We start from the raw sequence: 25,435 nt of genomic DNA, 5'->3' as shown, positions 1-25,435 counted from the left end.
TTTACTCACCCGCCATCTTAAACACACTCTGGTTTATCATTTTTCACCGCGAATTGCGGTGATAAGTCCGGGGGAACACATGTCGAGCGTCACATTACATAATGTATCGAAGGCTTATGGTGAAACTATTATTTCCAAGAACATCAACCTTGAGATACAAGAAGGCGAATTCATCGTTTTTGTCGGTCCATCAGGTTGTGGAAAATCGACAATATTAAGGATGATTGCGGGTCTGGAAGATGTGACTTCCGGTGATTTGCTGATCAATAACATCAGAATGAACGATGTGCCTCCCGCCAAACGCGGCGTTGGGATGGTTTTTCAGTCTTATGCACTGTATCCCCACCTGTCTGTTGCAGACAATATGTCATTCGGCATGAAGCTAGCTGGCGCCAAAAAAAGTGATATTCAGCAACGGGTAAAACAAATTGCCGAGATGCTCCAACTCGCTCACCTGCTTGATCGCCGCCCTAAAGCCCTATCAGGTGGGCAACGTCAACGCGTTGCTATTGGCCGTACTCTGGTCGCTGAACCCAGTGTTTTTCTGTTAGACGAACCTCTTTCCAACCTAGACGCCGCGCTGCGGGTCCAAATGCGCATTGAAATCTCACGCCTGCACAAACGATTGCAACGTACGATGATTTATGTCACCCACGATCAAGTTGAAGCGATGACGCTGGCCGACAGAATCGTGGTACTGGATGGTGGAGATGTTGCCCAGATAGGCAAACCTCTTGAACTTTACCATTACCCGGTTAATCGCTTTGTCGCCAGCTTTATTGGTTCACCCAAAATGAATTTCCTGCCAGTTAAAGTCACGGCTACTGCTATTGATCAGGTACAGATTACTCTGCCCAACCAACAGCAAATCTGGCTGCCCGTAGAAAGCAAGGGGGTAAAAGTAGGCAGTAATGTCTCTCTAGGGATACGTCCTGAACACCTCCTGCCAAGTGATATCGCTGATGTCACGTTGGAAGGCATAGTGCAGGTTGTCGAGCAGTTAGGCAATGAAACCCAGGTTCACATTGAAATCCCGGCCATTCATCAAAATCTGGTTTACCGCCAACCTGATGTTGTGCTGGTGGAAGAAGGGTCCACCTTCACCATCGGGCTACCCCCTCACCGCTGCCATTTATTCCGGGAAGACGGAACGGCATGCCAACGTCTGCATGAAGAACCCGGTGTTTAAGCCTGAGCTAATCAAAAAACGACAGGAGAATAATTGATGAAATCAATGCGTATATTACCTATCTCACTAACCATTATGGCCGGATTACTGTCTATTCAAGCGTCAGCCGTAGAATTCCACGGCTACGCCCGTTCTGGCATTGGTTGGACCGGTAGCGGCGGTGAGCAACAGTGTTTCCAAAGCACCGGCGCACAGAGCAAATACCGTTTAGGTAATGAATGTGAAACCTATGCTGAGCTTAAGCTAGGCCAAGAGCTATGGAAGGATGGCAATAAGAGTTTCTACTTCGATACCAATGTGGCTTATTCTGTGGCGCAACAAAGTGACTGGGAATCCACCAATCCCGCTTTCCGTGAAGTGAATGTCCAAGCGAAAAACGTCATCGACTGGTTACCCGGTTCAACATTGTGGGCAGGTAAACGCTTCTACCAGCGCCATGACGTGCATATGATTGACTTCTACTACTGGGATATCTCTGGTCCGGGGGCGGGCTTGCAAGATATTGATCTCGGCTTTAGTAAGCTCTCTCTGGCCGTCACCCGTAACACTGAATCTGGTGGCTCTTATGGCTGGATTGCTGGTCAGCGCAAAGAAATTCCCACCTCCAATGATGTCTACGATATACGTCTATCCGGCTTGGAGGTTAACCCAGGCGGTAATCTGGAACTTGGTTTTGACTATGGGCGTGCCAATGCACGAAACCACTACCGCCTTGACCGTCATGCTTCCAAAGATGGTTTCATGTTTACCGCCGAGCATACACAGAGCATGTTAGGAGGCTTCAATAAATTTGTCGTACAATACGCCACCGATTCCATGACCTCCTACAACAGTGGTCATTCCGAAGGCGCCAGCGTAAACAATGACGGTTATATGTTACGTATTCTGAATCATGGCGCGATTAATCTCGCAGAAAAATGGGATCTGATGTACGTAGCGATGTATCAGGATACTGACCGTGACAATAACAACGGCAGCACATGGTATACGGTTGGTGTACGTCCAATGTACAAATGGACACCGACGATGAGCACCCTGCTGGACATTGGCTATGATAACGTCAAATCCCAACGTACTCATGACACCAATGATCAGTACAAAATCACTCTAGCCCAACAATGGCAGGCAGGTGACAGCATTTGGTCGCGTCCGGCTATTCGCCTGTTCGTCACTTATGCAAAATGGGATGAAAAATGGGGTAATGCGAACAAAAAAGACGGTTACATTGATGGAATGGCCTACCGTGATACCGCAACGCATAAATTCAGCCGTGGTGACGATGATGAATTTACCTTTGGTGCACAATTCGAAGCTTGGTGGTAATACAGTTATACCCTATGGATTTCAAGAGGCATCGCGACGGCAAGGGAACGAATCCCCGGGAGCATAGCGAATGATGTGACCGGGGTGAGTGAGTGCAGCCAACAAAGAGGCAACTTGAAAGATAACGGGTATATAACGATTTGACCTCAGATCAATCAGATTATTTGTAATGGTTAACGCCTTTTGGACTGATATGCCTCTTGACCGTGGGTATCAGTCTCTTTTTTTCAACCGAACAAGGGTAAGAGATGAAAACCAAACTGCTCTCATTTTGTCTTAGTGCTTTACTCTGTAGCGCAGCTCCTCTGATAAGCTATGCAACACCTATCACTACAACAACTCAAGCAACCACGACACAGGACACTATTGCCCCTTCCCTCTCAACAACAGCATTGCAAAAACTGAGCTGGCAACCGATTAATACCAGCGATACACAGACCATTATCCTCAATACTACATCCCAACATCTTAATGAGGGAGATATTCAAGGGCCGATAGCGGCATTCGCGCTGCCGGCAAACCGAGGCTCTCTGGATATTACCCTGAGTAGCTTAGTACAAGATAAACAAGTTTACGTACCAAATGTTTTGGTACTGGATCAAGGGTTACGCCCCGCGGCATTTTACCCGAGCAGTTATTTCCCCTATGAACGTCCGGGTGTCATGTCCACCGATCGGCTGGAAGGCAAGCTAAAACTGACACCAGCACTAGGACAACAACAAATTTATATACTGGTCTACACCACCCGTACCGATTTGCAGAAATCCACACAAATGGTTGATCCCGCCAAAGCTTACGCTCAAGGCGTCGGTAATGCCGTTCCCGAGATTCCCGATCCCGTTGCCCGCCATACGTCAACAGGCACGTTGAAGTTGAAAGTAAAATCAGAACAAAACGCTGGCAACATCACGATTGGTCAAGTTTTTTCAAGTCCGGCACAAGAACCAATCATTGTCGGGCCAACACAAACCACCGTAACACCACCTACTCCGCAAAAAGTCAAACCGGTCCTGAGTGATACAGAGCGTTATTTTAGTGATGCCATTAAAAAGGAAATTAATAACGGCAATATCGATAAGGCACTAAAATTGCTGGATGAAGCGGAACGCCTTGGGTCTGCAACTGCACGAGAAACGTTTATCAACAGTATCAAAAACAAAGGGTAAACAAATGCTCTCCGAAAAGGAGGGCATCAAGTTTCACTTTCATCACATTTTCTGGCCGGGGATACTTATGGCTGGAGGGATAAAGCCTTACTGACTATCCCAATAGGACTATTTTATTTGCCATTTTGAACCTGGGCAGTGCTCAAAATCCTCACGTACAGCGTGTACGCTCCGGTTTTTCCGCGCAGTCCGTGTTCAAACTGCCTGCAACAATTACGCCTATTAGGATAGGCATTTAGTGATTCTTAACAGGAAATTATCTTCGTAAAGAAAGGCAATAGAATTTTTTATTGCTTGATGATCCCTTATTTTACATTCATCAATAATGAGTTGTAATTTTTTAGATAATTCAAGAATATTACCTGATTTATAAAGCTCACCATTAAAATCATTGATAATATCACTCGGGCCACATTGACAATCTGAGCTTATACAATAGATACCATAAGATATTGCTTCCGCTAATACCATACCAAAACCTTCATATTTTGATGTTAAAATAAAAGCTGATATTTCTTTTATATTATCCATCACAAATTCCCAAGGCTGATCTTGCCAACCATGCCAAATAATATTGTTATTTATATTGAGTTGTGAAGATAATTCTTTCAAATAACCCTCATCTTCACCAGAACCTACTATATGTAACTCCCAATGACCATGCAATTGTGAAAGAGCTAAAAGTAGTTCAGTTAAATTTTTTGACTTATAGGCAAGAATTCTTCCAACATATAAGAATCTGACTATGTGTTTTGGTTGAGGAATTATAAAGGGATTCATCTTGATAGGATTGAAAATAAGATGAAGCTTCTCTGTTTTTATTCCAAAGGATAACATTTGATCTCTTAAACCAGAACTGATGACAAGGTGCTCGTCGGCACAGCATAAATCTTTAATTTTCTGTGGGGTAGGATTTCTAATGGAAGTATGCAGCCAAGAATAAGTTTTTACCGGGAAATTAATCTTTTCACAAGAAAGTCGAGCAATATTACAAGATGTTGTGTCTAAACTTATTAGAATCTCGGGGTGAAATGTTTCTAATATCAAGGACAGTTCGCATGCTATATCCTGGCGAGATTCGTCATTGCTTGACGCTAAGGAGATACATTGAGCATTAGATAACCAATCACGATTTTCAATTCTATTTGTCTTATTTAGAGATATGAAAATGAAATCAATTTCAATGTTGGAGCGGCCAATCAAATCTATTAAATTTGAACATGCCGTTTCTACTCCACCATATCCATTCAAGAAAAGATCATGGTATATTATGAATATTTTTTTCATTACAAATCCTTTATTTAATTAACCAAAAACGCTCTTGCGCCTTTATTTCATTAATAGTTTGATGATATTTTTCCAATGAAATTAAAATATTTGATTTATTATCAAACAGAGGTTCTAATTGAGATTCATAAAATAAAATGTTTTGCACTTTTTCTTTCAAATCAATATCCACCAATATAGCATGCTTATCAAATTTATTATTTCTTAATAAAGCATTTTCCAAACTATCGGGGTTAATAACAGGGTATTCACCTAAAACATAGGGAAAATCTTCATAAAGTAATATTTTTAACTTATGTGAGCCTTTTATATTATTTACAAGATTATTTATTATGATGTGGTCTACATGTCGACCTATTCCCAAAGGGGCATAGATATAATCAGGTTGATAATTTAATAATGTTTTGTCGATGAGATCTTGAGCCATATCGGATGCATCATCTGATTTATGTATCTGGCCACTATAAATCATGGCGGAATTTTTATACATAGGTTCACCGTATTGATCGGTTCTGTAAATGCAATCTAAAATTTTACAATGTATTGGAATCGCTGATAATTTATTGCAAAAAGCAATATCCTCATTAACTCGCTTTGAATAAAGTTTTATAAATGAATACATATTATCATTATGTGCAGAATGTGAATAATAAGATGTAATATTTTCGTCATATTCAGTAAAAAATGTTAAAATAACTACCTTTTGATTTTCTGAAACTAATTTATGTATTAAACCGCCAGCGCTTAAAGCTACATCATCTAAATGAGGTGATAGAAATAGATGTATCATTTTAAATCCCCATGTAAAAGTTATTATATTTTATTTCCATAAGTACTATATAAATAGCGGCTAAATCAATGCGTATCCCATCCCTGTTTTTTATAAAATCTGAGTTGTCAATATTTTGATTTTCTTGGAATTGAATTCTTTCATCATGGGCATAAAATTCTTTCATTATATCAAACCAGCTAGCATGGATTCTCTTTGCTGCAACTTCTATTACGCTGTCACTGTGGCCTAATATTGTCATTAAATCAGAAAAAATAGCATCATTTGTAGAAAGTAAGCTCTCATAATTAAAATTGTCAGACACAATATTATCATCATATAAATAAGTATCTTTTATCACTTCCGATATAATACTCAGATCACTCTTTATTAACCTTTTCTCAAACTTCTTTTCTTTTTCAGTGAATGCTTGATAAGGTTTTAAAAAATTAACTTGTAAGTTGTACTCAATTTCAAGTTTTGTTATTGAGTCTTGCATAGCAGTTTTATTATCGACTAAATATTTTGCACACCATAAGTCGTGTATACAAGAGGCAAGAATATCTAAGTTATCATCCTGTTCCAAGAACATACGTATTTCAGAAAATAATTTAATTTGTGAACCATTTAATTGGGGATTTAAAGTTATATGGCCGGGATTAAATATAAATGAAGCTTGCTTTAATCTTCTCTGAATTTCTTTGGTTAAGTATATTGAATTTAAATTGATTTTGCTATCCAGCAGTTTTTTATTATTTTCTTTACTCATGTCCCATCTCCTATTCTTTGTTCATTAACCTTATTTCTGTTGATGATATATCTAAGCGAAATAGCTTTTCTGGAATAGATTCAAATAGAAATTGATGTTCCTTTCTAATATTCATCAAATCATCAATTGTATGATATTTATTATTAAAAAAACGTCCAGCCACCAGAAATCTACAATCATTATTCTTAATTGTCATAAGAGATTTTTTTAATCCTTCCTCACCTCCATAATAAATAGGATTATTAATTTCTTGACATAAATCAGCGCCAATGACAAAAATTGCCCCCTGGTAAATATGCGATTTTTCAGTAAAAATTTTAGCGTCACTTAAAACTATATCACCTTTCCCCTTAAATTGTCTTATCCTCTCGAAAATTTCATCGGTTGAAATGGTAAGTTTTACCGCATTCTTGATTGACAGTTCATAATAGGGTTTTCTTTTAGTCATCTCTGTAGCGATTTCTTTTAATTCTTCATGGCCTTTATGAAGTGGATTAAAAGAACCAGATAAAATTAAAGTATCTTTCCAGTCTATGTTTGTATTGTTAAAATCTCCGTTTCTATCAATATGTATATAATTCAACTTACCACTCATTAAATCAATTAGATAACGCGCATTCTTGTTAGGCATATTCATCTATATTCTCATATGCTATTTTTATTAATTAAAGTTATATCACTTCCTTATAAACCCATATATTTCTTAAGCCCTATCATTGTATTATTTACCAATGGTAATTAATGGCATATTTTCATTCTTTTGAAATAAATATCAAATTAATTTCCCTAGTAATCCCCAGATCTTTTTAGCAGAAACCTGTTGTTTTTTAACATTAAAAAATAATATACAACTATTTTACTCGCAACTCAGCTTATTGCTAAATCACCCAAATTGCCTGAACTATTCTCATTAATCATCAGTATCTTCTTTATAATTTTCCTCAGTGATTTTAACTAAAGCAGATTTTATTCTCAAAATATCTTCCTTTGTATGCGACGTATCAAGGCTGACTCTAACAGCGCCATCAGGATAAGTTCCAAATTTTTTATGAGCTAACGGTGCGCATTGTAACCCGGGACGAGTAATAATATTGTATTTATTTTCTAGTATATAAGAGACTTCTCCGGGATGATAACCTTCTACTGTAAAAAGAATTGTTGGCAACCCAATTTTATGTTTACAAATTAATTTAACCTTTTTTAATTGTGATAACTCATCAATAAGAGTTGTACGCAAAGTTTGTAATTGATTTTGAATATTCTCTATTCCAATTTTTTTTAAACGCCTTATAGACGCTAGTAATGAAAGTATGCCAATAGTGTTTTGTGTTCCTGATTCATATTTGTATGGTATTCCAGTTGGTTGTGTAGTTAATCTTGATAATACACCTGTCCCTCCCTGGATTAATTCATTATGAGAAAATCCATTATCAAGAATAAAGTACCCGCCAATACCTGATACTCCGCCTAAACTTTTGTGTCCGCTAAAAACAAGGTAATCAATATTACCTTTCGATAAATCGATTGTTTGTGAACCAAAAGATTGAGAACCATCAACTAAAACCATCGCACCGTATAAATGTGCCAATTTTCCTATCTCATCTATATTACAAAATGTACCAATGGTATTAGAGCAACTATGAACCACTAATAACTTAGTTTTCTTATTCTTTAATAAAAATTCCAAATGCGATATATCAATTTCACCATCTGTCACATCGATAAATTGACTACTTATCCCAATATCTTTTAAATGGTTTATCGGTCTAAGTACTGAGTTATGTTCTAAATGGGTAGTAATGACATTATCACCCGGTTTAAGCGTACCTTTTATACATTCGTTGAGTGAATATGTGGCTCCTGAGTTAAAAATTACTGTCCCATGACCATTTAATTTTGTTTGTTCGATGAATTCGTGTCGGCACTCTTCAACGAGTTCCGTAATCTTTTTAGATTGTTGCGATAAAGAGCGACCTGGAGTTACTCCAAGAGTGTCCAAATACATATTTATCATGTCCTTCACTTCTTGTGATTTTGGCCATGAGGTAGAAGCTGCATCTGCATATAACATTATCCAATCTCCATATAGTTACTAAGATATAATTTGAATTTTTTAGCAGTCGCATCCATCTCCTTTATTCCTTCATTATCTCTCCAATCAGATCTTTCAGGTACATTTAAACTATTTGCCAATACTGTTCTTATCATTCCTCTCTCAATGAAATCTGATTCACCTATCGTAAAAATATACTTATTACCACTATCTTCAACATAGATATAGGGACCAGCCTCACCGAACATCTTAAGTTCATCCAATGAGTCTATTGTATGTATTTTAAATTGATTTCTTAACTTATTATGAAGATCAATCTCGGTAGGGAAACAACATAAATGTGCATGATAACAGTACTTTTGATTTGGGTCCATGACGATACAACCACCGGCTCGTCCATTTTCATAGCAAAGAGGATTGCTTATATTGTAATATTCACGATAAAAATCATTTATTATATTTTTAAACTGTTTCAGTTCTTTTATTGCTTCGTCATCATATATTTCTGCAAAGCACCGGTATCCCCCTAAATCAGTCTCACATTTGTTGGTGGCAATTATTATATAGCCCTCAATTATCTGGCCTTTAGGTACGAACGCATAGAAATATTCTCCTTGTAAAAGTATTTTATCTTTTTCAAAGAAAGATTCGGGGCGGCAAAAAATACATCCCATTTTAAACTCCTCTTATCGTTTGTCGATTCTACTGATAAACATATCTTCATGACACAAATTGAAATCTTCTTCGGTATGCCAGGCAATCATCATGCTAAACTTATTGATAATACTATGTTTATTCAGTCCGCTTTGTAGCTCAGAATAAATAGGATTTGATAAGATGATTCTGCATTTTTTCCTAATAGCAAGACAAGAATCAATCACAGATATAATTGTACCGGGAGCTGTGTTTGATAAACCTATTACTTCCACCGTAGTATCATCAAAACCTAATACCGCTAATTCTTTCCCAACAGTTAACAACTTAATATCGCTGTAGCGAGGACACTGCTTTGCATAAGCAATCCAATTGTTATTTACTTCCCTGCCGAAAAAATTGATTTTATTAATATTATCTATTTCATTAAAATCTCTCAGGTCTACATCGATTTTAGTACATCCTTCTACTACTATTTCTGTAAAATCAAAAACGTTCACTCTGCTACAGATGTATTTTTCGAAAATCTTTGAATAACATTTGATTTTTCTTTCATCTGAGTAACAAACCGTCGCATCTACATCATTACTATGTGTTTGTTTGGCACTTTCTATTATCAAAGTTGGTGATTTTACACTTTCATCTATTCCAAAATCGCTAAGCATATTAATGGATACTCGTCTGTGTTTAAGAGTGAATTCACATTTTCTTGTTATAAGAATTGACAAGCATATATCGTTTATTTTATAAAAAAATGCTTTTATCTCACTAGAAAGATTATATTCCATTTCTTTCATATTTTTCCAAATAAAATAACCTAAGCTCCCTATATCACGCTTATAAAAATTATTTATTAGGATATAATTCTCTTCCGTTATATCTTCATAGTTCAGGTTTACTCCATTCTCCATTATTTTGCCCCGTTATTTTATATTGGCGACAATGGCTTCTCATTTTTAGTTTATATTCATTTCCAAGTATATGAATCATGAAATATTGTATTTTATGACCTGTATCATAATTTAAAGATCCAACAGGAGAAAAAACTGCGATTATTTATCCTGAAAAATTAAATTGAAGTCTTCATCAATCATGCAAGAATACGGATAAAAATAGGTACTTTAAAGAGAATAATCTTTCATAAATTCTATGTGATGGGACTTTAAATGAAATAATTATATTGACCAGACCCTTGAATTAAATACGATGAGCTATTTCTGCATATCGAATAATATCCCTTACATAGCTAAGGTGATTTTGCCGGTACCAAATTCATGGAATACTTAATCATCAGTGTATATTTCGATGAGCATGAGCGCTGCTTGAATCACTGTACGATCAACTATCCTGTGATCCTGTGACTATTCCCCGATCGACTGGACGAGACTTCCCATTCCACCGACTGTCGCTCATACTTAACAAATCTGACACGAACCTCTGTGGGCAGAAATGACGAGATCCGCCACTTTTACTGAGGCAACGCCATATCAAATACGGACTACGATATGTTTACCATCAGGAAGTTGAACATCAAGGATTAACTCTCCACCTAACGCTGCAACGTAGCGTTTCAATGTTGAAAGTTTAGGGTTATTACCAGGCTGTTCTATTTTAGCAATAGTCGGTTGCTTGACCCCAAGCGCAATTGCCAGCTCAGTTTGTGAAACATCGAGAGCCTCGCGGATCTGATAAAGCCCTATCTCCCGTTTCACTTCATCAACTTTTTTAGCAATCCTACGGCGGCTTTCAGGGCTGCGTTTTTCAAGCAATTCATCAAGTGTGATCATACTCAGTTTTCCAAGATGGGAGGGGAATTAATTCACACAATTATTTTACCTCTTGCTTTTACAAGAATTTCATTAATAGAGTCAAAGTATGAAAGGAAGGGTTAGCAATGCCCTAACCCCATAGCACAGAGAATTACAACGTAATTTGTGGGTTCTGGATACCACAGGCTTGCGCATAGCGCACTAATGTTTCTATACTAGCTTTTGTTACATTATTTTCCATTTTCGTCACCGTTGGCGGCGTAACCCCCATTCTTTCCGCGACTTGCGAGCGAGTAAGTCCAGCAAACTTACGCCACTCTGCAAGGGTTTCTTGCAATCTTTCTTTACGTTCTTCAGCTTCGTAGGCGGCTTTAAATTCAGAGTCTTTCATCATTTCTGCCAGAATCTCTGAATGTGTCTTATATTTCTTCATGTTTCATTTCCTCCAATCTGCGAAATGCTAAAGCTATCTCACTTGGGTTGATTTTTTGTGTTTTCCTTATATAAACTCGCAGTATATATATTTGTTTTCCTGTCTGATATACCCATAATCCGCGTGCTATATCTCCCCCCATTGTTCGAATTTCGTAAAGACCATTTCCCAAATGTTTTGTGTCCGGTTCACGTAGTGAGCGAGGATCTTTTTCCAGCTTTCCAATCAACCTTACAAGTTTTACCCCTACTTTTGCTGGCAAAGACTTAATTTCTTGTTCGGCCTCATCATGGTATTTAACTATAAACACTCTGATTTCCTCCTAATGCAAAAAATTAACCCAAAGGATAATTTTCATCAAGAGGAAAATTGCATTTTAATGAAATATCACTTCTGACTAGATTTCTTGACTATAGATTTTCATCTATATAGCATTTAACCTATATTGAGTAAGCAGTAGTTATGTGGGCTATCGAAACGACGGACACCTTTGATGCATGGTTCGATACTTTGGATGACACCGACAGGGCCAATATGCTAGCTTCAATAATAGCACTTCGGGAAAGAGGCCCTATGTTGCCCAGGCCATACGCAGATACTGTGAACAGTTCATGCCACAGCAACATGAAAGAATTACGTGTCCAAAGCAAAGGCGACCCGCTCCGAGCATTCTTTGCGTTCGACCCCAAGCGGAGAGGAATTTTACTTTGCGCCGGTAACAAAACCGGAAACGAGAAACGGTTTTATGAAACGATGATTCCGATTGCTGACCGTGAGTTCACGGCACATCTGGAAAAGTTAAAAAAGGAGTAAATACTATGGCAAGAACTCTTGATCAAATATTAGCAAATGAAAAGCCCGAAGTTGTTGCCAATGCACAAGCTACGGCAACAGAAATGTTGCTAAACATCCATCTGGCAGAACTTCGTGAGCGGGTACAAAAGACCCAAGGTGAAATAGCTCTGGCTCTTGGTATCAAGCAACCCACGGTTTCCGACATGGAGAAGCTTGGCCGCGACTTGAAACTGTCTTCCCTCAAACGTTACGTTGAGGCAACAGGTAGCAAGCTGCGTCTCGATATCGAGTTACCCGACGGTACCCACTACGGATTTTCTGTTTAACCACAAACACTCCGGTAGCCCTCACGGATATATTTAAGATCAATATCCGCATCGATTTTTTTACGTGCCAGATGATTGTGAGGAACGAGGTCTTCAAGTGAACTCTTTTCGGAAAGAAAAATTTGAGGAGAGGATTTTTAACGTGGCGGCAAGTTCCATTTTGTGAACGAAACTCGATTAAAACAGAGCACCAAGTAAAAATTGGCACGTTATCAACAAGTTGAAATGCCCTCCAAAAAGGAGGGCATTTAGTTAGCTAGCGTGTTCTAAGAATTACTTCTTATCGCCACCAAAACCGGCATTCAACAGTTCTGCCAAGTTCGCAGTAGCCTCATCGACACTCACTTGTGGTGCCTCAGCAGGCTCATTCAATTGGCGACGACGTATGCGATCCTGATGGTAAGCATAACCGGTACCGGCAGGGATCAGACGACCGACGATGACGTTTTCTTTCAAGCCACGCAGTTCATCACGTTTACCTGCAACCGCAGCCTCAGTCAGCACGCGGGTCGTTTCCTGGAACGATGCCGCAGAGATGAAGGATTCAGTCGCCAGAGACGCTTTGGTGATACCCAACAGGTCACGGCCATAAGTTGCAGGCACTTTACCTTCTTGCTCCAGCTTACGGTTCGCCACTTTAACGCGGGCATATTCAACCTGTTCGCCTTCCAAGAACTCGGAACTACCTGTACTTTCAATGGTTGCTTTACGCAGCATCTGACGAACGATAACCTCAATGTGTTTATCGTTAATCTTAACCCCTTGCAGGCGGTAAACTTCCTGAACTTCGTTGGTGATGTAACGGGTAACCGCATGAACACCACGCAGGCGCAAGATGTCGTGTGGAGACTCTGGACCATCAGAGATCACGTCACCACGTTCAACCACTTCACCTTCGAACACGTTGAGCTGACGCCATTTAGGGATCATCTCTTCGTAAGCATCACCACCATCTAATGGGGAGATAACCAGACGGCGTTTGCCCTTGGTTTCTTTACCAAAGGAGACAATACCGCTGACTTCAGCCAGGATAGCTGGCTCTTTCGGACGACGTGCTTCGAACAAGTCAGCAACACGCGGCAGACCACCGGTAATATCTTTCGTACCGCCGGATTCCTGAGGAATACGCGCTAAGGTGTCACCCGCAGAGATGCTGACGCCATCGTCTAACTGAACAATTGCTTTGCCTGGCAGGAAATATTGAGCAGGCATATCAGTACCTGGGATCAATACATCGTTACCCTTGGCGTCAACAATTTTCAGCGCCGGACGCAGATCTTTACCACTACCAGTACGCTCTGCACTATCCAGAACAACCAGTGAAGATAGACCTGTTAATTCGTCAGTCTGACGGGTAATGGTCTGGCCATCTATCATGTCAGCGAAACGGATGATACCAGATACTTCACTGACAACTGGCATGGTGTGCGGGTCCCAGTTAGCAACGGTTTCACCGCCATTAACGGTTTCGCCATCACCTTTACCCAGTACCGCACCGTAAGGCACTTTATAGCTTTCTTTAGTACGACCAAATTCGTCGATCAAACACAGTTCAGTGTTACGGGAAGTAATCACCAATTTACCTGCGGAGTTCGTCACGGATTTAGCGTTAAACAGTTTTAGGCTACCTTTATTACGTACCTGAATGCTGGATTCGGCTGCCGCACGAGACGCCGCACCACCGATGTGGAACGTACGCATCGTCAACTGTGTACCCGGCTCACCGATGGACTGAGCCGCAATAACACCAACCGCCTCACCTTTATTGATGATGTGTCCGCGAGCAAGGTCACGACCATAGCAGTTAGCACAAACACCGAAGTCAGTTTCACAACTTACAACAGAACGTACTTTAATGCTGTCAACGGAGCTCTCTTCTAACAGATCACACCATTTTTCGTTCAGCAAGGTGTTACGTGGAACCAGAATGTCAGCAGTACCCGGTTTTAGAACATCTTCCGCCGTCACACGACCCAATACACGCTCGCGCAGTGGTTCTTTAACATCACCACCTTCAATAACCGGCGTCATCAGAATACCGTCGTGCGTACCACAGTCATCTTCTGTAACAACCAAGTCTTGCGCCACGTCAACCAGACGACGAGTCAGGTAACCAGAGTTCGCCGTTTTCAGTGCGGTATCCGCCAAACCTTTACGAGCACCGTGGGTTGAAATGAAGTACTGGAGTACGTTCAAACCTTCACGGAAGTTCGCTGTAATTGGGGTTTCGATGATGGATCCGTCTGGCTTAGCCATCAAGCCACGCATACCCGCCAACTGACGGATCTGAGCGGCAGAACCACGCGCGCCAGAGTCAGCCATCATAAAGATGCTGTTGAAGGAAACTTGTTGTTCTTCCTCACCATCACGGTTAATGACTGTTTCGGTAGACAAGTTTTCCATCATTGCCTTAGCAACACGCTCGTTTGCCGCAGCCCAGATATCGATAACTTTGTTATACCGTTCACCGGCTGTTACCAAACCAGACTGGAACTGTTCCTGAATTTCAGCAACTTCCGCTTCTGCTTCTGCAATGATCCCGGCTTTTTTCTCTGGGATGACCATGTCATCGATCCCAACAGATGCACCTGAACGTGCAGCGTAGGCAAAGCCGGTATACATGATCTGGTCAGCAAAAATAACCGTTGGCTTCAAGCCCATCACACGGTAACAAGTGTTCAGCATTTTGGAGATAGCTTTCTTACCCAGTGGTTGGTTAACCAGGGAGTAAGGCAGACCTCTTGGTACGATCATCCACAGAATTGCACGACCAATAGTCGTATCAACCAGACCTGTGTTGGTCGTGATATTGCCTTCACCGTCTTTCACTTCTTCAGTGATACGGACTTTAACGCGGGCATGCAGAGAAGCCAGACCTGCGCGATATACGCGTTCTGCTTCTTTAGGCCCGGTCAATACCATGCCTTCGCCTTTAGCGTTAACACAGTCACGGGTCATGTAGTACAGACCCAGAACAACGTCCTGAGATGGAACGATGATTGGCTCACCACTCGCTGGAGACAAGATGTTGTTAGTAGACATCATCAGCGCACGCGCTTCTAACTGGGCTTCCAGTGTCAGCGGTACGTGAACAGCCATCTGGTCACCGTCGAAGTCGGCGTTATATGCCGCACACACCAGTGGGTGCAACTGAATCGCTTTACCTTCGATCAGAACCGGTTCGAATGCCTGAATACCCAAACGGTGAAGTGTCGGTGCACGGTTCAGCAGAACCGGGTGCTCACGAATAACTTCATCCAAGATATCCCATACCACCGCCTCTTCACGCTCAACCATCTTTTTGGCTGCTTTAATCGTGGTCGCCAAACCACGCAGTTCCAGCTTGCCATAGATGAATGGCTTAAACAGCTCCAGTGCCATCTTCTTAGGCAGACCACACTGATGCAGACGCAGGTAAGGACCTACAGTAATTACGGAACGACCGGAATAGTCAACTCGTTTACCCAACAGGTTCTGACGGAAACGACCTTGTTTACCCTTGATCATATCAGCCAAGGATTTCAGCGGACGCTTGTTAGAACCAGTAATGGCACGACCACGACGACCGTTATCCAGCAAAGCATCAACCGCTTCCTGCAACATACGTTTTTCGTTGCGAACAATGATATCTGGCGCAGCCAGATCCAACAGGCGCTTCAAACGGTTGTTACGGTTAATAACACGACGATAGAGATCGTTCAGATCCGAAGTGGCAAAACGGCCGCCATCCAGTGGAACCAATGGACGTAAATCCGGTGGCAGAACTGGCAGAACCGTCAGAACCATCCATTCTGGTTTGTTACCAGACTGAATAAAGGCTTCCAACAGTTTAATACGTTTGGTCAGCTTTTTACGTTTAGTTTCAGAGTTAGTTTCGTTTAACTCTTCACGCAACGTTTCACACTCATTTTCCAGATCGAGATTTTTCAGCAAAGACTGGATAGCTTCCGCTCCCATCTTCGCATCGAATTCATCACCAAACTCTTCCAGTGCATCCAAGTATTGCTCTTCTGTCAGGATCTGACTGCGTTCCAAGCTGGTCATACCGCCTTCTACAACCACATAGGATTCGAAGTACAGTACACGCTCAATATCACGCAGTGGCATATCCAGCAACAAACCGATGCGAGATGGCAATGATTTCAGGAACCAAATGTGTGCCGTTGGAGAAGCCAGTTCAATGTGACCCATACGTTCACGACGAACTTTAGTTTGGGTAACTTCTACACCACACTTCTCACAAATTACACCACGGTGTTTCAGGCGCTTGTATTTACCACACAAGCACTCATAGTCTTTTACCGGTCCGAAAATACGGGCACAGAAAAGGCCGTCACGCTCTGGTTTGAACGTACGGTAGTTAATTGTTTCCGGCTTTTTCACTTCACCAAATGACCACGAACGGATCATATCTGGCGAGGCCAGAGCAATTTTGATCGCATCAAACTCTTCGGTCTTAGTTTGCGCTTTCAGAAACTTCAATAAGTCTTTCACGAAATGGCTCCTGTCGGAGTTAGACCTGTCAGGAGAGCAGCCCATGCCGCTCCCCCCTATGACCAGTGCAACCACTGGCTGGTAAACTGCCCGTCATATCCATTCAGGGCAGTACCAGCGGGAATACGATTTATTCGTCTTCCAGCTCGATGTTAATACCCAGAGAGCGGATCTCTTTCAACAATACGTTGAAGGATTCCGGCATACCTGGCTCCATCTGATGGTTGCCATCCACGATGTTTTTATACATCTTGGTACGGCCGTTAACATCGTCGGACTTGACGGTGAGCATTTCCTGCAAGGTGTACGCGGCACCATATGCTTCCAATGCCCACACTTCCATCTCACCGAAGCGTTGACCACCGAACTGCGCCTTACCACCCAACGGTTGCTGAGTAACCAGGCTGTACGAACCGGTTGAACGGGCGTGCATTTTGTCATCCACCAGGTGGTTCAGCTTCAGCATATACATGTAGCCAACAGTAACCTGACGCTCAAATTGCTCACCGGTACGGCCATCAAACAGGGTAATTTGACCAGAAGTTGGCAAGTCACCCAGTTTCAGCAGCTCTTTAATTTCTTTCTCTTTCGCACCATCAAACACAGGTGTCGCAATTGGCATACCTTTTTTCAGGTTTTCTGCCAAACGCATAACTTCTTCATCAGAGAAAGTGTTCAGATCAACTTTCTGACGGGTTTCATCACCCAGGTCATAAGCTTTCTGGATAAATTCACGCAGTTTGGCAACTTCCTGCTGCTGTTTCAGCATCGCATTGATCTTGTCGCCAATACCTTTCGCCGCCATACCCAGATGCGTTTCCAAGATCTGACCAATGTTCATACGTGATGGTACGCCCAGTGGATTCAATACGATATCTACCGGAGTGCCGTTTTCATCGTAAGGCATATCTTCGATCGGGTTGATCTTGGAGATAACACCCTTGTTACCGTGGCGACCCGCCATCTTATCACCAGGCTGAATCTGACGTTTAACCGCCAGATAAACTTTGACGATTTTCAGCACACCCGGCGCCAAATCATCACCCTGTGTGATCTTACGGCGTTTAGCATCCAGCTTTTTCTCGAACTCAGCTTTGAGTTCGTCATACTGTTCAGCCAACTGTTCCAACTGATTCTGTTTCTCTTCATCAGCCAGACCCAGTTCTAACCAACGCTCACGAGGCAGTTTATCCAGTTTTTCCGCTTCAATGCCGCCAGCAATTAAGACAGAACGGATACGTGCAAACAGGCCAGCTTCAAAGATTTGCAACTCTTCTGTCAGGTCTTTCTTAGCCTGACGCAGTTGCATCTCTTCGATTTCCAAAGCACGCTTATCTTTTTCTACGCCATCACGGGTAAATACCTGTACGTCGATAACCGTACCGGATACGCCATTTGGTACGCGCAGAGAAGAGTCTTTAACATCAGACGCTTTCTCACCGAAAATAGCTCGCAGCAATTTTTCTTCTGGCGTTAGCTGAGTTTCACCTTTAGGTGTCACTTTACCAACCAGAATGTCACCGCCGGTCACTTCTGCGCCAATATAAACAATACCGGATTCATCCAGTTTGGAGAGCGCAGCTTCACCCACGTTAGGGATGTCAGCCGTGATCTCTTCAGGCCCTAATTTGGTATCACGAGATACGCAAGCCAGTTCCTGGATATGAATGGTTGTAAAGCGATCTTCCTGGACGACACGCTCAGAAACTAAGATGGAGTCCTCGAAGTTATAACCATTCCACGGCATGAACGCTACGCGCATGTTCTGACCTAGCGCGAGTTCACCCAAGTCAGTAGATGGCCCATCAGCCAGTACATCGCCGCGTTCCACGGGTTCGCCCAAAGAGACACATGGCATTTGGTTAATACAGGTGTTCTGGTTAGAACGGGTATATTTCGTCAGGTTATAAATATCAATACCTGCTTCACCCGGATACATTTCATCTTCGTTTACTTTGATAACGATACGAGATGCATCGACGTACTGAACTACACCACCGCGCTTAGCAACAGAAGTTACACCTGAGTCAACCGCTACTGCACGTTCCATACCCGTACCAACCAACGGCTTATCAGCACGCAGAGTAGGTACAGCCTGACGTTGCATGTTTGCACCCATCAATGCACGGTTTGCGTCATCGTGTTCCAAGAATGGGATCAAGGAAGCACCAACGGAAACCACCTGCTGGGTGGAAACGTCCATATACTCAACCTGCTCACGGTTAAATAAGCTGGATTCACCATAATTACGGCAAGTTATCAGATCTTCAACGAAGTGACCTTCATCATCTAATACGGTGTTCGCCTGTGCGATAACGAAGTTACCTTCTTCAATCGCGGACAGGTAGTGAATTTCATCAGTAACAACACCATCACGAACCAGACGATACGGGGTTTCAAGGAAACCATACTCGTTAGTCTGCGCATAAACAGACAATGAGTTAATCAGACCGATGTTCGGACCTTCAGGGGTTTCGATTGGACATACACGGCCATAGTGGGTTGGGTGTACGTCACGCACTTCGAAGCCAGCACGCTCACGGGTCAAACCACCTGGACCCAACGCAGAGATACGGCGTTTGTGAGTGATTTCAGAAAGTGGGTTGTTTTGGTCCATAAACTGAGACAGTTGGCTGGAACCAAAGAATTCTTTCACTGCGGCTGAAATCGGCTTAGCGTTGATCATGTCCTGAGGCATCAGTGTATCCAGATCACCCAAGGACAGACGCTCTTTAACCGCACGCTCAACACGTACCAGACCAACACGGAACTGGTTTTCTGCCATCTCGCCAACAGAACGGATACGACGGTTGCCTAAGTGGTCGATATCGTCGACTTCACCTTTACCATTGCGGATATCAATCAGTTTCTTCATGACATCGATGATGTCATCTTTACTCAGAATACCGGAACCTTCAACTTCTTCCCGACTCAATGAGCGGTTGAATTTCATACGACCAACCGCAGAAAGATCATAACGATCTTCTGAGAAGAACAGATTTTCAAACAGATTTTCTGCCGCTTCACGGGTTGGTGGTTCACCAGGACGCATCATGCGATAAATCTCAACCAAAGCACTCAAACGGTCATTGGTTGGATCAACACGAAGTGTCTCGGAAATATATGCGCCGTGATCTAAATCGTTGGTGAACAATGTTTCGATAGATTTGTGACCAGACTGGCTCAAACGTGCCAACAGATCTAAAGAGAGCTCCATGTTAGCAGCACAGATAATTTCACCTGTATTGACATCAATGTAGTCTCTTGCAACAACTTTACCCGCAATGTATTCAACAGGAACCTCAATACGGTTCACTTCGTCTTTTTCTAACTGGCGGATATGACGTGCGGTAATACGACGGCCTTTTTCAACATAAACCTTGCCGTTTGCTTCAATATCAAAAGAAGCAGTTTCACCACGCAAACGTTCTGGTACCAGAGTCATTTGCAGTCTGTTGTCACGAATTTCGAAAATCGTTTTACTGAAGAACAGGTTCAAAATCTCTTCAGTGCTGTAATTCATTGCACGCATAATAATCGTTGCCGGCAATTTACGACGGCGGTCAATGCGCACAAACAGATTATCTTTTGGATCGAATTCGAAATCTAACCAAGAACCACGGTAAGGAATAATACGTGCGTTATACAGTACTTTACCGGATGAGTGAGTTTTACCCTTATCGCTGTCAAAGAATACACCAGGACTACGATGCAACTGGGAGACAATAACTCGCTCAGTACCATTGATAACAAAAGTACCGTTGTCAGTCATGAGCGGAATTTCACCCATGTAGACTTCTTGCTCTTTGATATCTTTGACCGTGCCTTCCGGTGCTTCACGTTCATAGATAACCAGACGCAACTTAACGCGCAGAGGTGCAGAATAAGTTACACCTCGAATCTGGCACTCTTTAACATCAAACACTGGCTCACCAAGACGGTAGCTAACGTATTGCAGCTCCGAACTGCCACTGTAGCTCTGAATTGGGAATACAGAACGGAATGCCGCTTCTAAACCATTCTGGCCTTCTGGATCTTGCTCGATAAACTTCTGGAACGAGTCAAGTTGGATAGAAAGGAGATAAGGTACGTCCAACACTTGCGGACGCTTACCAAAATCCTTACGAATACGTTTTTTCTCGGTATAGGAGTAAACCATAGGGTTCCTCAGCTCGCTGATCAGTGACCCACTCTGCCCGCCCTAAAGGACAGCTCTTTACAACACTGTTTTTTCGAACAGAAAATTGAATTATTTTCCGTAATACTCATTACTATTACTCTTAAATCATTTCATTGCGTTACATTACTACCGAGCTACCCGAGTGGATCGTAGCTGAGAACGCAGTATATTAAGTCGTCAATAGGAAAAAGTATTTGGGGGTTAATTAACAGCCAAACAGTGGAAATGCTGCTAATGCCCTACAGCGCAAAAAGGCTGGTGATTTTTTAATCACCAGCCATCAGCCTTTAAAGTCAGGCTGCTAACTCAAAACTAAACTTACTTGATCTCAACAGAAGCACCAGCTTCTTCCAGAGATTTTTTCAGCGCTTCAGCATCATCTTTGCTGATGCCTTCTTTCAATGTAGCGTTTGGAGCGCTTTCAACCAGATCTTTAGCTTCTTTCAGACCCAAGCCAGTTGCGCCACGTACTGCTTTGATAACAGCAACTTTGTTACCGCCAATAGCAGACAGAACAACGTCAAACTCAGTTTGTTCTTCAACAGCTTCAGCAGCACCGCTAGCAGCAACAGCTACCGCCGCCGCCGCAGAAACGCCGAATTTGTCTTCCATTGCAGTGATCAGTTCAACAACATCCATGACGGACATTGTTGCAACTGCGTCCAGAATTTGTTCTTTATTGATAGACATAACAAGTGTTCCTAAAATTCAGAAATAATTTATACGTTAAAAAGCAACGAAGGAAATCGGCAATTAAGCTACTTCTTTCTGCTCGCGTGACTCGCGTAACGCAGCCAGAGTACGAACCAGTTTGCCTGCAACGGCTTCTTTCATGGTTGACATCAGGCGTGCGATTGCTTCTTCGTAAGTCGGGAGTGTTGCCAAACGGTCAATATTGGCCGCAGGAATAAACTCACCTTCAAAGGCTGCTGCTTTAATCTCGAATGCTGGATTCGCTTTCGCGAACTCTTTGAACAGACGAGCAGCTGCGCCCGGGTGTTCGTTAGAGAAAGCAATCAAGGTTGGACCAACAAACGCTTCTTTCAGGCACTCATAGGCAGTACCTTCAACAGCACGGCAGATCAACGTGTTACGAACAACACGAATGTAAACGCCAGCTTCGCGACCTGCTTTACGCAGTTCAGTCATTTTATCTACAGTAACGCCACGGGAATCCGCAACAACCGCAGACAGCGCGCCTTTGGCAACTTCGCTGACTTCAGCAACAATCGCTTGTTTGTCTTGAAGATTTAGTGCCATTAGCTTCTTGCTCCTGGATTAACCGGGAAGAACCCGGAACTCACATCGCTCATAACACCATAAAGGGGCCTGAGCTCTAAAACACGGTGAGCAGAATCCAGAAATGAATTTCATTTGGCTCTGTCACCGTCTACGCAGGAATATTAAGTAATTACTTACACCTGCGGTCTTGGACGGGGCTTGGATTAGGCCAAGCTCCAACCGAAAATTTTTTATTTAGCTAATAAAAAACTTACTAGCCAAACATAAGGCGCCAAATTTTAGACAAATCTGACGCCAAGGTAAAGCGATAATCACAATCACATTCAGCTAAAATTAAGCTGAAGCATTCAGACCAGACTGGTCAATCGCAACACCTGCGCCCATGGTAGTGGACAGGCTAACTTTCTTAATATAAATACCCTTAGCAGAAGATGGTTTGGCTTTTTTCAGCGCAACCAGCAGAGCTTCCAGGTTTTCTTTCAATTTGTCAGTGTCGAAGTCAACTTTACCAATGGTGGTGTGGATAATGCCGTTTTTATCGTTACGGTAACGAACCTGACCCGCTTTAGCATTCTGAACAGCTTCAGCAACATTAGGAGTTACAGTACCCACTTTAGGGTTTGGCATCAAACCACGAGGACCCAGGATTTGACCCAATTGGCCAACAACGCGCATTGCATCTGGAGAAGCGATAACAACGTCAAAGTCCATTTCGCCTTTTTTAACCCGTTCAGCCAAATCTTCCATACCTACCAGTTCAGCGCCTGCTGCTTTAGCAGCTTCTGCATTTGCGCCTTGGGTAAATACAGCTACGCGAACGGAACGGCCAGTACCGTGAGGCAGTACCGTTGCACCACGCACGTTCTGGTCAGATTTACGAGCGTCGATGCCGAGATTAACAGCAACGTCAACGCTTTCTACGAATTTAGCGGTAGCCAGCTCTTTCAGCAGAACAACGGCTTCGTTAATGTCATACTGCTTAGTTGAATCCACTTTTTCACGGATTGTGCGCATGCGCTTGGTCAGTTTAGCCATTGATTAACCCTCCACTACCAGGCCCATGGAACGAGCAGTACCTTCAATTGAACGCATCATTGCGTCAACGCTAGCACCTGTCATATCCGCAGCTTTAGTTTCAGCAATTTCACGAATCTGCGCGCTGGTCACTTTACCAACTTTGTCTTTGTTCGGTTTGCCGGAACCCGATTTAATGCCCGCAGCTTTCTTCAACAAAACAGCCGCTGGTGGGGTTTTAGTAACGAAAGTGAAGGAACGATCAGAATAAACAGTGATCACAACAGGAATTGGCAGACCTTTTTCAATGCTGTCAGTTTTAGCATTGAACGCCTTACAGAATTCCATGATGTTAACACCCTGCTGACCCAGAGCAGGACCTACTGGAGGGCTTGGGTTAGCCATACCAGCTGCAACTTGCAACTTGACATAGGCCTGTACTTTCTTAGCCATTGATAATTTTCCTCTATGTGGGTGATATCGCCTTTGATTTAAAAGGCTCCCCTGTCATTTCAGTCCCGCCTTATCCAGGCCAGACTACTAAAAAACAAAAGGCGCGAAATTGTATGTTAATTTCTCACCTATTGCAAGCCAGCAAAAGATACGCTCGAAAATTACGCCTTCTCTACCTGGCTGAAATCCAGCTCAACCGGTGTCGCACGACCAAAGATAGAAACTGAAACTTTCAGGCGGCTCTTCTCGTAATCGACTTCTTCCACAACACCATTGAAGTCTGCGAATGGACCATCGCTGACACGAACCATTTCGCCTGGTTCGAACAATGTTTTTGGCCGTGGTTTATCACCAACCTGCTGAAGGCGATTCATAATCGCATCAACTTCTTTATCACTGATTGGTGCCGGACGGTCAGATGTACCACCGATAAAACCCATGACGCGTGGTACGCTGCGAACGAGATGCCATGTTGCATCGTTCATGATCATTTGTACCAGCACATACCCAGGGAAGAATTTGCGTTCACTTTTGCGACGCTGGCCGCTACGAATCTCAACAACTTCCTCTGTTGGCACCATCACTTCGCCAAAAGAATCTTCCATATCATGTAGTTTGATATGTTCACGTAAAGATTGTGCAACACGACCTTCAAACCCGGAAAATGCCTGTATAACATACCAACGTTTTTTTGGGGAATCTGACATCTTAGAACCTCAGGCCTGTAATAAGTGAAACTAAACGCACCAGGATACCGTCAAGACCCCAGAGGATCAAAGACATCAATGCAGTCACCGCCGCAACAATCAAAGTCGTGTGCAGCGCTTCCTGGCGAGTTGGCCAAATGACTTTGCGCATTTCAATGCGGGCTTCACGAGCGAAAGCCAGTGTGGTTTTACCCTTTGCAGTCCAGAGCGCAGCCGCTCCCGCAAGAGCAACAATAACAACAACCGCCATCGCGCGTAGAGGAAGGCTATACTCCCGATAAAGGTAGTTTCCAACGATAGCAACCGTTAATAAGGCTGCCACTAATAGCCATTTCATTACTTCAAGACTACGCCTGCTTTCTTGAGCATCGCTATTCGTACTCATAAACCAACCTGTAACTATGATTTAAATAGATAGCCAGCTTGCCTCGCAAGAGCAAAACAAATCAGACCGAACCAAAAAATTTGAGTGATTGTATCTGACTTGGCGCCATAATTCAGTATGACATTGTATATCTGAGAGCGATATAGCCAATTCGTTGCATCAGAGCCTATCTCACCAATAATTAAAAACAACTATTGATGAGATAGGTTCTTATTAAGACAACGTACAAAAAGGGCATCGGTTGATGCCCTTTTAGTGTAATCACATCAAAAAATTATGCGATAACTTTAGCAACAACACCAGCACCTACTGTACGTCCACCTTCACGGATAGCGAAGCGCAGACCCTGGTCCATTGCGATTGGGGCAATCAGGGTAACTTTCATCTGAATGTTATCACCTGGCATCACCATTTCCACGCCTTCTGG

General features: G+C 42.5%; 24 protein-coding genes. 5 read left to right on the top strand and 19 right to left on the bottom strand.

The window, feature by feature from the left end:
- Window positions 1–79: 79 nt before the first annotated feature.
- From malK to malM, 3 genes are all read left to right on the top strand, one after another.
- Window positions 80–1,189 (top strand): maltose/maltodextrin ABC transporter ATP-binding protein MalK, encoded by a 1,110-nt coding sequence (gene malK / locus LG003_RS19095; protein ID WP_112879315.1) that lies wholly within the window; start codon window positions 80–82, stop codon window positions 1,187–1,189.
- Window positions 1,190–1,225: 36 nt separating this feature from the next.
- Entirely contained in the window at window positions 1,226–2,512 is a 1,287-nt protein-coding gene (locus LG003_RS19090) for a maltoporin (RefSeq protein ID WP_112879316.1), read from the top strand.
- A 248-nt stretch (window positions 2,513–2,760) separates the two neighbouring features.
- Window positions 2,761–3,678, top strand: coding sequence for a maltose operon protein MalM (gene malM / locus LG003_RS19085; protein WP_112879317.1), 918 nt, complete (start codon window positions 2,761–2,763; stop codon window positions 3,676–3,678).
- Between the two features lie 222 nt (window positions 3,679–3,900).
- Here malM and waaB read toward each other — a convergent pair whose 3' ends face one another.
- The 10 genes from waaB to LG003_RS19035 form a co-directional block, all read right to left on the bottom strand.
- Entirely contained in the window at window positions 3,901–4,965 is a 1,065-nt protein-coding gene (waaB, locus tag LG003_RS19080) for a lipopolysaccharide 1,6-galactosyltransferase (protein WP_262981391.1), read from the bottom strand.
- A 10-nt stretch (window positions 4,966–4,975) separates the two neighbouring features.
- Window positions 4,976–5,755, bottom strand: a complete 780-nt coding sequence (locus tag LG003_RS19075; RefSeq protein WP_262981390.1) for a PIG-L family deacetylase — start codon at window positions 5,753–5,755, stop codon at window positions 4,976–4,978.
- 1 nt (window position 5,756) lies between these two features.
- Complete coding sequence (locus tag LG003_RS19070; RefSeq protein WP_262981389.1) at window positions 5,757–6,503, bottom strand: hypothetical protein; 747 nt, start codon at window positions 6,501–6,503, stop codon at window positions 5,757–5,759.
- 10 nt (window positions 6,504–6,513) lie between these two features.
- Entirely contained in the window at window positions 6,514–7,140 is a 627-nt protein-coding gene (locus LG003_RS19065) for a hypothetical protein (protein ID WP_262981388.1), read from the bottom strand.
- 273 nt (window positions 7,141–7,413) lie between these two features.
- The gene (locus LG003_RS19060; RefSeq protein ID WP_262981387.1) at window positions 7,414–8,574 is read right to left on the bottom strand and encodes an aminotransferase class V-fold PLP-dependent enzyme; all 1,161 of its coding nucleotides are present in this window, start codon (window positions 8,572–8,574) and stop codon (window positions 7,414–7,416) included.
- On the bottom strand, window positions 8,574–9,230 hold the full coding sequence (locus LG003_RS19055; protein WP_112879323.1) for a hypothetical protein: 657 nt from the start codon (window positions 9,228–9,230) through the stop codon (window positions 8,574–8,576). The genes LG003_RS19060 and LG003_RS19055 overlap by 1 nt, the downstream gene beginning before the upstream one ends.
- A 12-nt stretch (window positions 9,231–9,242) precedes the next feature.
- The gene (locus LG003_RS19050) at window positions 9,243–10,121 is read right to left on the bottom strand and encodes a hypothetical protein (protein WP_262981386.1); all 879 of its coding nucleotides are present in this window, start codon (window positions 10,119–10,121) and stop codon (window positions 9,243–9,245) included.
- Between the two features lie 576 nt (window positions 10,122–10,697).
- Window positions 10,698–10,997, bottom strand: a complete 300-nt coding sequence (locus tag LG003_RS19045; RefSeq protein WP_262981385.1) for a helix-turn-helix domain-containing protein — start codon at window positions 10,995–10,997, stop codon at window positions 10,698–10,700.
- A gap of 133 nt (window positions 10,998–11,130) precedes the next feature.
- Window positions 11,131–11,412, bottom strand: coding sequence for a helix-turn-helix domain-containing protein (locus tag LG003_RS19040; RefSeq protein ID WP_012776543.1), 282 nt, complete (start codon window positions 11,410–11,412; stop codon window positions 11,131–11,133).
- The gene (locus tag LG003_RS19035) at window positions 11,399–11,722 is read right to left on the bottom strand and encodes a type II toxin-antitoxin system RelE/ParE family toxin (RefSeq protein ID WP_262981384.1); all 324 of its coding nucleotides are present in this window, start codon (window positions 11,720–11,722) and stop codon (window positions 11,399–11,401) included. Before LG003_RS19035 ends, LG003_RS19040 begins: the two co-directional genes overlap by 14 nt.
- A gap of 152 nt (window positions 11,723–11,874) precedes the next feature.
- On the opposite strand from LG003_RS19035, the gene LG003_RS19030 reads away from it, so the two are divergent.
- Entirely contained in the window at window positions 11,875–12,225 is a 351-nt protein-coding gene (locus LG003_RS19030; protein ID WP_112879327.1) for a type II toxin-antitoxin system RelE/ParE family toxin, read from the top strand.
- A 5-nt stretch (window positions 12,226–12,230) separates the two neighbouring features.
- Complete coding sequence (locus LG003_RS19025; RefSeq protein ID WP_112879328.1) at window positions 12,231–12,533, top strand: helix-turn-helix domain-containing protein; 303 nt, start codon at window positions 12,231–12,233, stop codon at window positions 12,531–12,533.
- 273 nt (window positions 12,534–12,806) lie between these two features.
- On the opposite strand, the gene rpoC is transcribed toward LG003_RS19025, so the two are convergent.
- From rpoC to LG003_RS18980, 9 genes are all read right to left on the bottom strand, one after another.
- Window positions 12,807–17,027 carry a DNA-directed RNA polymerase subunit beta' gene (rpoC, locus tag LG003_RS19020; protein ID WP_112879329.1) on the bottom strand — a complete coding sequence of 1,407 codons (4,221 nt, stop codon included), beginning with the start codon at window positions 17,025–17,027 and terminating at the stop codon, window positions 12,807–12,809.
- A gap of 130 nt (window positions 17,028–17,157) precedes the next feature.
- The gene (gene rpoB, locus LG003_RS19015) at window positions 17,158–21,186 is read right to left on the bottom strand and encodes a DNA-directed RNA polymerase subunit beta (RefSeq protein WP_112879330.1); all 4,029 of its coding nucleotides are present in this window, start codon (window positions 21,184–21,186) and stop codon (window positions 17,158–17,160) included.
- Window positions 21,187–21,525: 339 nt separating this feature from the next.
- Window positions 21,526–21,897 carry a 50S ribosomal protein L7/L12 gene (gene rplL, locus LG003_RS19010; protein WP_112879331.1) on the bottom strand — a complete coding sequence of 124 codons (372 nt, stop codon included), beginning with the start codon at window positions 21,895–21,897 and terminating at the stop codon, window positions 21,526–21,528.
- Window positions 21,898–21,960: 63 nt separating this feature from the next.
- Window positions 21,961–22,467, bottom strand: coding sequence for a 50S ribosomal protein L10 (gene rplJ / locus LG003_RS19005; RefSeq protein ID WP_112879332.1), 507 nt, complete (start codon window positions 22,465–22,467; stop codon window positions 21,961–21,963).
- Window positions 22,468–22,782: 315 nt separating this feature from the next.
- A complete protein-coding gene (gene rplA, locus LG003_RS19000) occupies window positions 22,783–23,484 on the bottom strand; it encodes a 50S ribosomal protein L1 (protein WP_112879333.1) in 702 nt (233 codons plus the stop codon).
- A 3-nt stretch (window positions 23,485–23,487) separates the two neighbouring features.
- A complete protein-coding gene (rplK, locus tag LG003_RS18995; RefSeq protein ID WP_011144821.1) occupies window positions 23,488–23,916 on the bottom strand; it encodes a 50S ribosomal protein L11 in 429 nt (142 codons plus the stop codon).
- 161 nt (window positions 23,917–24,077) lie between these two features.
- Window positions 24,078–24,623 (bottom strand): transcription termination/antitermination protein NusG, encoded by a 546-nt coding sequence (nusG, locus tag LG003_RS18990; protein ID WP_011144820.1) that lies wholly within the window; start codon window positions 24,621–24,623, stop codon window positions 24,078–24,080.
- A gap of 1 nt (window position 24,624) precedes the next feature.
- Window positions 24,625–25,008, bottom strand: a complete 384-nt coding sequence (gene secE / locus LG003_RS18985; RefSeq protein ID WP_112879334.1) for a preprotein translocase subunit SecE — start codon at window positions 25,006–25,008, stop codon at window positions 24,625–24,627.
- Window positions 25,009–25,282: 274 nt separating this feature from the next.
- On the bottom strand, window positions 25,283–25,435 hold a 153-nt coding region (locus LG003_RS18980), incomplete at its 5' end, for an EF-Tu C-terminal domain-related protein (protein WP_449301337.1).

Origin of the sequence: Photorhabdus kleinii (assembly GCF_025384885.1) — a bacterium.
Classification (GTDB): domain Bacteria; phylum Pseudomonadota; class Gammaproteobacteria; order Enterobacterales; family Enterobacteriaceae; genus Photorhabdus; species Photorhabdus kayaii.
This window is presented reverse-complemented; position numbering and strand designations above follow the sequence as displayed.